The organism is Enemella dayhoffiae, assembly GCF_002250625.1.
Classification (GTDB): domain Bacteria; phylum Actinomycetota; class Actinomycetes; order Propionibacteriales; family Propionibacteriaceae; genus Enemella; species Enemella dayhoffiae.
This window is the reverse complement of the sequence record NZ_NMVQ01000023.1, coordinates 256905-269286: the sequence shown is the minus strand read 5'-3', so window position 1 is coordinate 269286 and position 12382 is coordinate 256905. Positions and strand designations below refer to the sequence as shown.

The 12382-nt window shown below is 68.9% G+C and carries 13 protein-coding genes and 2 tRNA genes; 4 read left to right on the top strand and 11 right to left on the bottom strand.

The window, feature by feature from the left end:
* Nucleotides 1–9 precede the first annotated feature (9 nt).
* The 7 genes from CGZ93_RS12215 to CGZ93_RS12185 all read right to left on the bottom strand — a co-directional run bounded on the left by CGZ93_RS12215 (nt 10) and on the right by CGZ93_RS12185 (nt 6621).
* Nucleotides 10–1353 carry an MFS transporter gene (locus CGZ93_RS12215; RefSeq protein ID WP_094364403.1) on the bottom strand — a complete coding sequence of 448 codons (1344 nt, stop codon included), beginning with the start codon at nt 1351–1353 and terminating at the stop codon, nt 10–12.
* Nucleotides 1354–1543: 190 nt separating this feature from the next.
* A complete protein-coding gene (gene clpX, locus CGZ93_RS12210) occupies nt 1544–2836 on the bottom strand; it encodes an ATP-dependent Clp protease ATP-binding subunit ClpX (RefSeq protein WP_094364402.1) in 1293 nt (430 codons plus the stop codon).
* Between the two features lie 155 nt (nt 2837–2991).
* Nucleotides 2992–3687 (bottom strand): glycoside hydrolase family protein, encoded by a 696-nt coding sequence (locus CGZ93_RS18450; RefSeq protein WP_141211197.1) that lies wholly within the window; start codon nt 3685–3687, stop codon nt 2992–2994.
* A 231-nt stretch (nt 3688–3918) separates the two neighbouring features.
* A complete protein-coding gene (locus CGZ93_RS12200) occupies nt 3919–4149 on the bottom strand; it encodes a hypothetical protein (protein ID WP_141211196.1) in 231 nt (76 codons plus the stop codon).
* A gap of 140 nt (nt 4150–4289) precedes the next feature.
* Complete coding sequence (locus tag CGZ93_RS12195) at nt 4290–4991, bottom strand: ATP-dependent Clp protease proteolytic subunit (protein WP_094364398.1); 702 nt, start codon at nt 4989–4991, stop codon at nt 4290–4292.
* A gap of 17 nt (nt 4992–5008) precedes the next feature.
* Nucleotides 5009–5578, bottom strand: coding sequence for an ATP-dependent Clp protease proteolytic subunit (locus CGZ93_RS12190; protein ID WP_094364504.1), 570 nt, complete (start codon nt 5576–5578; stop codon nt 5009–5011).
* Between the two features lie 140 nt (nt 5579–5718).
* Complete coding sequence (locus tag CGZ93_RS12185) at nt 5719–6621, bottom strand: LysR family transcriptional regulator (RefSeq protein ID WP_176451745.1); 903 nt, start codon at nt 6619–6621, stop codon at nt 5719–5721.
* A 94-nt stretch (nt 6622–6715) separates the two neighbouring features.
* On the opposite strand from CGZ93_RS12185, the gene CGZ93_RS12180 reads away from it, so the two are divergent.
* Nucleotides 6716–7654, top strand: a complete 939-nt coding sequence (locus CGZ93_RS12180) for a DMT family transporter (RefSeq protein WP_229117405.1) — start codon at nt 6716–6718, stop codon at nt 7652–7654.
* A gap of 57 nt (nt 7655–7711) precedes the next feature.
* A complete protein-coding gene (gene fgd, locus CGZ93_RS12175) occupies nt 7712–8713 on the top strand; it encodes a glucose-6-phosphate dehydrogenase (coenzyme-F420) (RefSeq protein ID WP_094364394.1) in 1002 nt (333 codons plus the stop codon).
* A gap of 131 nt (nt 8714–8844) precedes the next feature.
* Here the strand turns inward: fgd and tig are convergent, their stop codons facing one another.
* The 4 genes from tig to CGZ93_RS12155 all read right to left on the bottom strand — a co-directional run bounded on the left by tig (nt 8845) and on the right by CGZ93_RS12155 (nt 11609).
* On the bottom strand, nt 8845–10269 hold the full coding sequence (gene tig, locus CGZ93_RS12170) for a trigger factor (protein WP_094364392.1): 1425 nt from the start codon (nt 10267–10269) through the stop codon (nt 8845–8847).
* Between the two features lie 161 nt (nt 10270–10430).
* Nucleotides 10431–10503 (bottom strand) — tRNA-Pro (locus tag CGZ93_RS12165).
* Between the two features lie 80 nt (nt 10504–10583).
* Nucleotides 10584–11339 (bottom strand): class F sortase, encoded by a 756-nt coding sequence (locus CGZ93_RS19495; RefSeq protein ID WP_171196907.1) that lies wholly within the window; start codon nt 11337–11339, stop codon nt 10584–10586.
* A gap of 199 nt (nt 11340–11538) precedes the next feature.
* Nucleotides 11539–11609, bottom strand: a tRNA-Gly gene (locus CGZ93_RS12155).
* Between the two features lie 58 nt (nt 11610–11667).
* Here CGZ93_RS12155 and CGZ93_RS12150 point away from each other — a divergent pair.
* Nucleotides 11668–12048 (top strand): YidH family protein, encoded by a 381-nt coding sequence (locus CGZ93_RS12150; protein WP_229117404.1) that lies wholly within the window; start codon nt 11668–11670, stop codon nt 12046–12048.
* Nucleotides 12049–12051: 3 nt separating this feature from the next.
* Nucleotides 12052–12378 (top strand): DUF202 domain-containing protein, encoded by a 327-nt coding sequence (locus CGZ93_RS12145; protein WP_094364389.1) that lies wholly within the window; start codon nt 12052–12054, stop codon nt 12376–12378.
* Nucleotides 12379–12382: the final 4 nt, after the last annotated feature.

The following is a 12382-nucleotide window of genomic DNA, read 5'->3' as shown; positions in this document are numbered from 1 at the left end:
GTGTACGCCTCAGCGCAGCGTGGCGTGGTCCTGATCGGGGTTGGTAAGCCGCGGGAAGTGGCTGTGCACCCGCTTCAGGGAGATGAAGATGCCCAGCGCCGAGAGCAGACCGCCGAGCATCACATAGAGCGAGATCGGGGTGCTGCTGCCGAACTGGCGCAGCAGCGCGGTGGCGATGAACGACGACAGGCCACCACCCAGCACCGCGCCCAGGTTGTAGGAGAGCGCGACGCCGGAATAGCGGTGCGAGGGGGCGAAGAGGCTGGAATAGTACGCCGCCATCGGCCCGAAGATGAACGCCAGCCCGGACATGCCGACGATCATCGCCAGATAGACCATGCCCGGCTGTTTCGTGTTCAGCAGCAGGAAATACGGGAAGGCCCACAGCACCTGGAAGATCGCGCCGCCGAGCATCACCTTGTTGAGCCCGACCCGGTCGGCCAGCTTTGCGGCGACGAAGCAGAACACCAACTGTCCGAGTGAGGCGAAGAGGCCGGCCATCAGGAAGACGTTGCGGTCCATCTTGAGGACCGTGGTGCCGTAGGCGTTGGTGAAGGTGATGATCACGAACACGAACAGGTTGAAGCCGAGGTTGACCAGCACGCCGGCGATCATCATCGGTCCGGCCTTGGCGAAGGCGGCCCCGAGCGGCACCCGCGGGGTGGCCTTGACCTCCTGCTTGAGCTCGGTGAACACCGGGCTCTCCTCCAGTCCGAGGCGGACATAGACGCCCAGGATGATCAGGATCGCCGAGGCGAGGAACGGGATCCGCCAGCCCCAGTCGGTGAACGCCGGACCGGTCGCGGCGGCGGTGATCTGGAAGGCGAGGATGCCGAGCACCGAGCCCATCGGCGAGCCGGCGGTGGCGGCGGCGCCAAAGAACGCCTTCTTGCCGACCGGGGCGTGCTCGGTGACCATCAGGAAGGCGCCGGACTGCTCACCGCCCATGAAGAATCCCTGGAGCGTACGCAGGGCGACCAGCAGCACCGGGGCCACCGGGCCGACGGTCTGATAGGTCGGCAGCAGGCCCATCGCGACGGTGCAGATGCCGGTGGCGACCAGGCAGATCACCAGCATCAGCCGCCGGGAGACCCGGTCGCCGAAGTGTCCGAAGACGAGCCCGCCGAGCGGCCGCGGCACGAAGCCGACACCGAAGGTGAGGAAGGACAGCAGTACGCCCACCAGCGGGTCGGACTGCGGGAAGAACAGCTTGGGGAAGACCAGACCGGCGGCGAGCCCGAAGATCAGGAAGTCGTACAGCTCGATGCCGGTGCCGAAGCTGCTGGCCACCGCCACCTTCCGGACCTGCCGGGCGTCCGAACTGACCCGGTGGTCCAGCGCGTGCTCACTCATGGGCTTCCCTTCTTGCCCCCCACCGTTGGAGGGCCTGCCCATATTGGCCCAAAATGTATACGTCGGTAAACACGATGGGATCGCGATTTGGTCTCGATCAGGACGCGGTCGGTCGTGCGTGTCAAGCGAAGGCCCCTGAGCGTGTCGAAGGTCCCTGAGCGTGTCGAAAGTCCCTGAGCGTGTCGAAGGGTCAGGCGCTCTTCTCGCGGCGCTCCCGTTTGCTGAACTCCGCGCGCGGCACGAGGGTTGGCAGCACCGAGTCGGTGACCACCTCGCCGGTGATCACTACCTGGGCGACGTCCTCGGCGGAGGGCACGTCATACATCACGTTGAGCAGCACCTCCTCGAGGATGGCGCGCAGGCCGCGGGCGCCGGTGCCCCGGGCGAGCGCCAGGTCGGCCACGGCCTCGATCGCCTCGGGGGTGAACTCCAGGTCGACCCCGTCGAGCTCGAACAGCTTGCGGAACTGCTTGATCAGCGCGTTCCGCGGCTCGATCAGGATCCGGATCAGCGCCTCGCGGTCCAGCGGGGTGACCGTGGAGATCATCGGCAGCCGACCGATGAACTCCGGGATCAGGCCGTACTTGACCAGGTCTTCGGGGCGGACCGCGGCGAACGGATCGTCGGACTCGGGCTGGCGGGCCTCGGCGTCGTTGTTGAACCCGATCGGCCGCTTGCCGATCCGGGAGTCGATGATGTGGTCCAGCCCGGCGAACGCCCCGCCGACGATGAACAGCACGTTCGTGGTGTCGATCTGAATGAAGTCCTGGTGCGGATGCTTGCGCCCACCCTGCGGCGGGACCGATGCGGTGGTGCCCTCAAGGATCTTCAGCAGCGCCTGCTGCACGCCCTCACCGGACACGTCGCGGGTGATCGACGGGTTCTCGCTCTTGCGGGCGACCTTGTCGATCTCGTCGATGTAGATGATGCCGGTCTCGGCCTTCTTCACATCGAAGTCGGCGGCCTGGATCAGCTTGAGCAGGATGTTCTCGACGTCCTCACCGACGTAACCCGCCTCGGTCAGCGCCGTCGCGTCGGCCATCGCGAAGGGCACGTTCAGCATCTTCGCCAGCGTCTGGGCCAGGTAGGTCTTGCCGCAGCCGGTCGGGCCGATCAGCAGGATGTTGGACTTGCCGAGCTCCACCCCGTCGTCCTCGGCGGCCCGCCGGGCCGGGGTGGCCGCCTGGGCCTGGACACGCTTGTAGTGGTTGTAGACCGCCACCGCCAGCGCCTTCTTCGCGGCGGACTGCCCGATCACGTAGGCGTCCAGGAATTCGCGGATCTGGCGGGGCTTGGGCAGTTCGTCGAGCAGACCGACGTCGGAGCCCTCGGAGAACTCCTCCTCGATGATCTCGTTGCACAGGTCGATGCACTCGTCACAGATGTAGACGCCGGGACCGGCGATCAACTTCTTGACCTGCTTCTGACTCTTGCCGCAGAAATTGCACTTGAGCAGGTCGCCGCTCTCACCGATGCGTGCCATTTCTCCAACCCTTCGTGCGACGTGTGCCCCACCCTAACCCGGCCCCGGTCAGGCTCCCGGTGGAAATGGAGCCGGTGGACGAACTGTTGTGGGGTGGCACAGACGCTACCCGCCGGGACTGACAAACCCGAGACCTGCTCGGGGCATGTTCGCTGTCAGCGCATTGCGCCGTCGCCGGTGGCGGCCAGTCCGCCGGTGCTCTCCGGCGGCGTATGCTCCACGGCACCGCTACCCGGGGCCTTTTCATCGGCACCGGCCCGGGTCTCCCCCGGCTCGGTCTCCCCCGGCTCGGTCTCCCCCGGTTCCGTGGCGGGCGGTTCGCTGGGCGGCGAGGTCGGCTGCGGCGTCACCCGGGGCGTCACGGGCGCGCTGGGACCGCCCGAGGGCGGCGGGGTCGGCTGCGGCGTGACCCGAGGCGTCTGCTTCGGGCCGGTAGTTTCCTTCGGGCCAGGCGTGGCCTTCGGGCTCGCGGTCGCCTTCGGGCTGGCGGTGGCCTTCGGCGTACGCGGGGTCGGCGGCGGGGTCGGCCTGGGAGTCGGCTTCGGCCCGGGCGCGTCATCACCCGGTTCGATCCAGCCCTTCAGCTGCGGGGTCGCCCCGTCCGCACCCCACCCCAGCCGGGCGGCGTACAACACCCGGCGCCGGTTCTTGTCGGTGACCACCCCGGGGCCCTTGCACGGGTCGTTGGAGGCCGAGCAGACCCAGCCGTGCAGCAGCAGATGGTCCTGCCCGCCCAGTCCGGGCATCACGTCGGCCCCACCGGGGCCGCAGATCCCGGTGTTCCGCTGCTCGGTGAGCACGTGCTCGTGCTTGTCGGCGAACGACCAGATGTCGTTGCTGCGCCGCCACACGGTAGCGGCACTGGTCCCACCAGTTCGCGGAGGCGAACAGCACGAACTGCTTGCCGCGCTGCACGATGGTCGGGTTCTCGATGCTGTCGGAGTGCCGGACCAGTTCGCGGCTGCGGCCCTTGACGTGCAGGCCGGCGTCGTCCATCGCGATCAACCGGATCGTCCCGGGAGCCCGGTTTGTCTTGTAGAGCAGGAATCGGCCCTGGTCGGTCTGCACCGGCGACGGGTGGATCACCCCCGAGGAGCCCTGCGGCTGGCCGGGCACCTCGTCCTCACCCCGGCGGTCAGATAGGCGCGATAGCCGTCGTCGGTGGCGACGACCCCCGGGTCGGCGTGGTGCCCGGGCGGTCCGAAGACCGGCTTCGGGGCGCGCGGCCCGGCCTGGGCGGACAGGGTGCCGACGCCGATCAGCACCGCGCCCACGGCCCCCACGAGCAACGCCGTCCATCGACCCGGTCTCATGTCTCATACTGTGACGCTGGGCCGCGCGTGGGCCGACGGGGAGGGGTTGGGGTGCGAAAGGATCCGCCGGGTGGACGGCGCCGCACACGGCACGGCCCCGCACCCTGGTCGGGTGCGGGGCCGCTGCGGCGTACGCCTGCTCAGGCGTCCTTGAGCGAGAGCAGCACGTCGTCGATGATCCCGTATTCCTTCGCCTGCTCGGCGGTGAGGTACTTGTCCCGGTCGACGTCGGAGCTGATCTGCTCCACCGGCTGACCGGTGGCGTCGGCCAGCATCTGCTCCATCAGCGAGCGGATGCGCAGGATCTCGTTGGCCTGGATCTCCAGGTCGGAGGACTGGCCATAGGTGCCCTGCCCCATCGACGGCTGGTGGATCAGGATCGTGGAGTTGGGCAGCGCCAGCCGCTTGCCCTTGGTGCCGGCCGCCAGCAGCACCGCGGCCGCCGACGCCGCCATGCCCAGGCAGATCGTCTGGATGTCGGGCTTGATGTAGCGCATCGTGTCGTAGATCGCCGTCATCGCGGTGAACGAGCCACCGGGAGAGTTGATGTACATGCTGATCGGACGATCCGGGTCCATCGACTGCAGGCAGAGCAGCTCGGCCATGATCGCGTTGGCCAGATCGTCGCTGACCGGGTCGCCCAGGAAGATGATCCGGTCCTCGAACAGCTTGGCGAACGGGTCGACCCGTCGGAAGCCGTAGGAGGTGCGCTCCTCCCACTGCGGGATGTAGTGGTTGGCGCCCGGCTGTGCCGGAGCCATGCCGCTGGGGCGTACACCGCCGCGGGCCTGCACCTTCTGTGCCTGCTCGGAGTTGAACCGGGCGAGGTTCTCGTAGTTCATGGGTTCCTCCCTCGGTGTCACTGGTTGGGGGCGTCGTCGCCGCTGATCTGGGACGCCTTCTCATAGACGTGGTCGATGAAGCCGTATTCCAGCGCCTGCGAGGCGGTGAACCAGCGGTCGCGATCGGAGTCGGCGTTGATCTGCTCCACCGACTGCCCGGTGTGCTGGGCGATCAGCTCGGCCATCACCTTCTTGATGTGCAGCGACTGCTCGGCCTGGATCCGGATGTCGGAGGCGGTGCCGCCGAGACCACCGGAGGGCTGGTGCATCATGATCCGGCTGTGCGGCAGGGCGTACCGCTTGCCGGGGGTGCCGGCAGACAGCAGGAACTGGCCCATCGAGGCGGCCAGGCCCATGGCCACGGTGGCGACGTCGTTGGAGATCCACTGCATGGTGTCGAAGATCGCCATGCCGGAGTCGACCGAGCCGCCCGGGGAGTTGATGTAGAGGTAGATGTCCTTCTCGGGGTCCTCGGCGTTCAGCAGCAGCATCTGCGCGCAGATCGCGTTGGCGTTGTCGTCGCGGACCTCGGAGCCCAGGAAGATGATCCGGTTGGCCAGCAGGGACTGATAGACGTTGTCGGTCATGCTCGGACCCCCGCCACTGGCGGCCGCCCGAATGGTCGACGGATTCACTGGGATGTTGTTCACGAGCCCGACGCTACCCGTCGGCACCGGCAAACCTGAGCGATCCCGGCGCATGTTCGCTGTGGGCGCACCGGGTGGGGTCAGGCCTGCCGGGCGTCCGGCGCCGGCTGCAATCGGTCCGCCACCTCGCCCAGCACGCGCCGCAGCAGCTCCAGCTGGGGACCGCCCGGGTGGTCACGCCGGGTCAGCCAGGCCAGCTCTCGGCCCGGGGCGGCGGCCAGCTGGACCGCGACCAGGCCGGGCGGCAGCGCGGCACACAGCAGCCCGGGCACCAGCGCCACGCCCAGCCCGGCGGCCACGTAGCCGAGCTTGGCCGCGTGGTCGGGGGCTCGGCGTACCCGGGTGGGCACGAAACCGGACTGGGCCGCCGCCTCGACCAGGATCCGTTCGGAACGCCCCTCCCCCTCGATCCAGGTGGCCTCGGCCAGTTGGGCCAGTTCGATCCGGGTACGCCCGGCCAGCGGGTGTCCGGCGGGCAGCACCACCCGCAGCTCGTCGGTGGCCAGCGGCTCGCGGAGCAGGCCGGGGCGGTCGGCCCCCGAGCCCATCACCACCGCGGCGTCCAGCTCACGGGCGGCCACCGCGGCGATCAGCACCCGGCCCGGCGCCTGCCGGACGGTGACGGTCAGATCGCTCGCGCTGGTCTCCACCCCGGCCAGGGCCGGTGCGAGCAGGGCCGGGGTGGCCGAGGGGATGCAGCCGATCCGCAGGCGTACGCCCTCGGGCTCGGCCTCGGCGACCTCGGCGCGGGCCAGTTCGGCGCTGCGCAGCATGTCCTGGGCGTGCGGCAGCAGCGCCGCACCGGCGGCGCTGAGGCGTACCCCGCGGGCGCCGCGGTGCAGCAACGCCGCGGACAGGTCGGTCTCGAGCGCCTGCAACTGTCGGGAGACCGCCGACTGGGAATAGCCGAGCGAGGCCGCCGTCGCCGAGATCGAGCCGAGGCGGGCCACCTCGGCGAAGGTCCGCAGCTGCACCAGGTCCACGGCCCCCAGCCTAGGACACTCCATGCGTGGTACGCATGGCTCGACTGACAAACTTGCGCTTGTCGCGAGGGCTGGAGCGCAGCAGACTCGCACGGTGAGTTCCGTCATCCGCGACCGCACCTGGCTGGTCGCCCTCGCCGCCTCGCTGTGGGGCTTCTCAGGGCTGCTCCGCGCGCCGCTGTCGAAGGAGTTCCCCTCGGTCTCCATCGTGCTCGGTGAGCACGTGCTGCTGGTGCTGCTGACCAGCCCACTGCTGATCGGCGCCCTGCGCGCCTGGTGGCGCGCCGGGACGCGGACGAAGGTCGCCACCGTGGTGATCGGGGCCGGTTCCTCAGCCCTGGCCACCGTGCTGTTCACCCTCGCCTTCCGGTTCGGCGACCCGGTCACCCCGCAGGTGCTGCAGAAGCTGCAGCCGCTGATCGCGATCACGCTGGCCGCGCTGCTGCTCGGGGAGCGGATGCGGCCGCGATTCTGGCTGTTCGTGCTGCCGGCCCTGGCCGGGGCGTGGCTGCTCGCCTTCCCCAACCCGTTGGCGGTCGGGGTGAAGGCGCTGGTGCCGGCTCTGCTCGGCGTCGGGTCGGCGGCGATGTGGGCCCTCGGCACGGTGCTGGGCCGGATGGTCAGCAGCGAACTGAAGTTCTTCCACGTCACGGCCCTGCGCTTTCTCTTCGGCATGCTCACCCTGCTGGTGGTGGCGCTGGGCACCGGGTCCCCGCTCACTCTGCCGCTGGCCACCTGGCCCCGGCTGCTGTCGCTGGCGCTGGTCCCGGGGTTGCTGGCGCTGGTGCTCTATTATTTCGGGCTGCGCAGCACCGCCGCCTCCCGGGCCACCCTGGCCGAGCTTGCGTTCCCGCTCACCGCGGCCGCGGTCGGCGTGCTGATCCAGCACGCCCGCCTCGCCCCCACCCAGTGGGTCGGATTCGTGGTCGTGCTGGCCACGGTGGTGGCGCTGGCGTGGCATGAGCGTTCGGGGCGTACCCCGGCGGTGGCCGAACCGGATCCGGCGGTGCGGGAACCGGCCACCACCCGCTGAACCGCTGGGGCGTACGCCTAGGGTGAGCGGGAGAACAGGCGACGACGAGGGGAAGCGATGATCAAGATCGGGTACAAGGCGTCGGCCGAGCAGTTCGCGCCGCGCGAACTGGCGGACTTCGCGGTGCAGGCCGAGCAGCTCGGCTTCGACTCGGTGACCATCTCGGATCACTTCCAGCCGTGGCGGCACAAGGGCGGCCACGCCCCGAATTCCCTTGCCTGGTTGAGCCACGTGGGTGCGCGCACCGAGCGGGTGCTGCTCGGCACCTCGGTGCTCACCCCCACCTTCCGCTACAACCCGGCCGTGTTGGCGCAGCTGTTCGCCACCATGGGGTGTCTCTATCCGGGGCGGGTGATGCTCGGGGTCGGCACGGGCGAGGCGTTGAACGAGATCGCCGTCGGTCAGCAGGGCTGGCCCGACTTCAAGGAGCGGTTCGCTCGGCTCCGCGAGAGCGTACGCCTGATGCGCCAGCTCTGGACCGAGGACCAGGTCACCTTCGAGGGCGACTACTACCGGACCGTGGACGCCATGGTCTATGACCGGCCCGACGAGCCGATCGCGGTCTACATCGCCGCCGGCGGGCCGACCGTGGCGAAATACGCCGGACGTCAGGGCGACGGGTTCATCTGCACCTCCGGCAAGGGCGAGGAGCTCTATCGCGATCAGCTGCTGCCGGCGGTGCGCGAGGGGGCCGAGCTGAACAAACGCGACTTCGACAGCATCGACAAGATGATCGAGATCAAGCTGTCCTATGACCCGGATCCCGAACGAGCGTTGGAGAATTGCCGGTTCTGGGCGCCGCTGTCGCTGTCCAAGGAGCAGAAGCACGACATCACCGACCCGATCCAGATGGAGCAGGCCGCCGACGCGCTGCCGATCGAGCAGGTGGCCAGGCGCTGGATCGTCGCCTCCACCCCCGAGCAGGCGATCGACGGGATTCGCTTCTATACCGAGCTGGGGTTCAACCACCTGGTGCTGCACGGCCCCGGCCACGACCAGAGCCGCTTCCTGACCAGCTTCGCCGAGCAGGTGATGGACGGGGTACGCGAGCTGGGCTGATCCCCGGTCAGGGCTCGCGCCATGGGTGGGTTGAACGGGAGGCGCCCCCTGCATTCCCAGTCTGCCCTGTCAAAACAGACGCAGCGGCCCGCACCCGGGAGGGTGCGGGCCGCTGAGGCGTACGCCGGGACTCAGGACTTGGACTCGGCCTCGTTCGGGGTCTCCGCGGACTCGTCCTCGTCCTCGCTGCCGGCGGACTCGGCATCCTCGGCCTCGGGATCGGCGTAGGTGCCGTCGCCGCGCAGGTTCTTCAGGTTGAGGTCGTTGCCGTCGGTGTCGGTGACTGTGGCCGACTCGACCATCAGCGCCAGCGCCTTGCCGCGGCGGATCTCGGTCATCCACTCGGCCATGTGATTGTGCTCCATCATGTGCTGGGCCTCCTGCTCGGGGGAGGTCCCGCTCTGCTGGGCCTTGCGGATGATGTGCTGGGTCAGGTCGTTCTGATCGACCCCGACCTCACGGTCGTCGGCCACCTTGTCCAGGACCAGCTGGGCCTTGAGGGCGTCCCGGGAGCGGGTGTCGACCTCGGCCCAGAACTCCTCGGCGGTCTGGTCGGTGTCGCCGTCCTCGAGGTATTGATCCAGGGTCAGCCCGGCCTGCGCCAGCTGGCCGTTGATCTGCTCGTGCCGGGCCTGCACCTCCGCCTCGACCAGCTTCTCCGGCAGCTCCAGGTCCACCTTGGCGATGACGGCCTCGAGCACCTTGTCGCGGGCGGCGCCGGCCTGCTCCAGACGGCCCATCCGGGTCACGTTCTCGGCCAGGTCGGCCTTCATCTCGTCGACGGTGTCGAACTCCGAGACCAGCTGGGCGAACTCGTCGTCGATCTCGGGCAGCTCCTGCTGCTGCACCTTCTGCACGGTGACCTTGATGTCGGCCTGCTCCCCGCGCAGCGGGCCACCGACCAGCTCGGAGGTGAAGCTGGTCTCGTCCCCGGCCGACAGACCGGTGACGGCCTCGTCCAGTCCGTCCAGCATGCCACCGGAGCCGAGCTTGTAGGTGATGCCCTCGGCGGTCGCCTCCGGAAGTTCCTCACCATTCTTGGAGCCGGCAAGGTCGAGGGTGACCACGTCGCCCTCGGCGGCGGCGCGGTCGACGTCGATGGTGGTGGCGAAGCGCTCGCGCAGCATCTCCAACTGCTGATCCACCGCGTCCTCGTCGGTCTCCGGCTTGTCCACCTCGACGGTGATCGAATCGAAGTCCGGGACGTCGAACTCGGGGCGTACGTCGAGCTCGGCGGTGAACTCCACCAGCTCGTTGTCCTCGAGCTTGGTCACCTCGACCTCCGGCTCACCCAGGGGGTTCAGGTTGTTCTCGGTGACCGCCTTGCCATAGAGCTCGGGCAGCGCCTTGTTGATCGCCTCCTGCAGCACCACGCCGCGGCCGAACCGCTGGTCGATCACCATCGGCGGCACCTTGCCGGCCCGGAAGCCCGGGATGTTCACCTGGCCGGCGATGTCCCGGTACGCCTGGTCGAGTGCGGGCTTCAGCTCGGCGAAGGGCACCTCAACGGTGATCTTGACCCGGGACGGGCTCAGCTGCTCAACGGTGCTTGGCAAGGTCTACTCCTGGTGAGTTCTCGTTAGGCCCGCACATGCGGGAGGTTGCTCGCGGTGCCCGCGGGCACACCTGGGCAATCCTAGCCCCCACCGGCGCAGCCTGTTCAAACTCGCTGCGGCGTACCGGTGCACCGACGGTCTTCTTCCAACGGCCACTGCGGTCGGGGCGACAGGACTCGAACCTGCGATCTCCTGCTCCCAAAGCAGGCGCGCTAGCCACTACGCTACGCCCCGGCGTACGCCTTGCGGCGAACGCGGCAAGTGTAGCCGCCCGACCGCCGAACTCGGCAACCGGATTCGAACCGGTGACCGGCTCAGGCGCCCTTGGGGATGCGTGGGGCATAGAAGATGATCCGGGAATCCCAGTCGTCACGGGACTTGTCGTAGTCCCAGCAGATCATGATGGCGAGCTGGGCCGGGCCGGTGGGGTTGAAGAAGACGCCCGAGGCGGGATCGTAGGTCTTCACCCACACCTTGGTGTTGCGGGTGTAGCGGTAGCAGACCTGCTTGCCGGCGCCATCGGAGATCTTGATGATGTCGCCGTCCTTGAGGCCCTTGTCGCTGTAGAGCTGGTTACCGAGGGCGCCACCGGCGTGGTAGGTGTGAATGGTCAGGATGACGTTGCCCTTGTCCGAGCCGACCTCGGGGCTGCCGTTGTACCAGGCGGTGGTGTTCGCCTGGTTCTTCGGCGGGGCGCCGGGGTTGCCGTCGGAGTCCTTGCCCACGGTCATCATCGGGGAGTTCACCCCGATCCGCTCGACGGTCAGCTTCTTCGGGTCGTCGATCTGCTCGTCGGTGTTGGTGCACGACTGGTTTCCGGCCGGGGTTCGGCTGGCCGGAGGCGGCGCTGCGGCGCTGCTCGGTGCGGGGGCGGGTGTCGGCGTGGGCGACTCGCTGGGCGTGGGCGTCTCGGTCGCGGTTTCCGACGGCGCGGCGAAGGTCTGGTCGGCCGCGGGCTCGGCGGTGGTCGACTTCGGACCGAAGGCGAAGATCGACCCCACCACGACCAGAGCGACGACCAACAACCCCAGGACGACCTGGACCACACGGTTCTTCAGAAACTGAGGCATTTCTCCACTTCCCCCGCCACACCGACTCGCTGGAAGGCTAGTCGCTGAACCGGTCACATCCAATCCGCTGGCCCTGCTCACGCTTATCGCCCTGTTTCACGCGCACCCAATTGGGGACGCAGGACAATTGACCGATGAGCGTGAGCGGAGGGGGCGGAGAGTAAGAGGCAGGGCACGGAAACCGCGCCCTGCCTCACCGAGCGGATGACGGGAATCGAACCCGCGTAGCCAGTTTGGAAGACTGGGGCTCTACCATTGAGCTACATCCGCGTGCGGCGTACAGCATAGCCCACGCGACGCCCTCCCGAAGATGCGGCAGACTGGCCCGGTGCCGACCCCAGACGAACGCTCCGCGCTGGCGCGTCGACTGCTGCCCGGCGGCAAGGAGCCGGATGCCCGGTTCACCCTGGCCAACGAGCGCACCTTTCTTGCCTGGATCCGCACCTCACTGGCCCTGCTCGGCGGCGGTGTCGCACTGGAGGCGTTCGCCGCAAACCTGTTCCATCCGGGCCTGCGCCGCGCGGCCTCGCTGATGCTGGTGGTGGTCGGGCTGGTGATGGCCGGGGCGGCGATCATCCGCTGGGTGCGGGTGGAGCGGGCGATGCGGGAGTCGCGGCCACTGCCGGTGCCGACCCTGGTCCCGGTGCTCGGCGTGGGGGTTGCCCTGGCCGCGGCGGTGCTGCTGTTCCTGATCGCCGGCGGGCGCTGAACCGTGACCGTCCAGCTGCACCAGGATCCCGGGCTGCAGCCCGAACGGACCAACTTCGCGTGGAGCCGAACCGGGATGGCGCTGGTGCTGGTCGGGCTGTTGCACCTGCGCTTCGTCGGGCATTTCGGACCCGTCGTGCTGCCGGTGCTCGGCATCGTCGGGGTGGTCGCGTTGGTCACCTCGATGACCGGGCGGCGGCGCTACCGGCGCCGGGTCCGCGGGATCCGGGAGGAGTCGCTGCAGCCCGCCGCCCGCTCGGTGCTGCTGTTGGGCGGCAGCGTGCTGCTGCTGGGCACCTGCACCCTGCTGATCATCCTGCTCCGCGGCTGAGGTC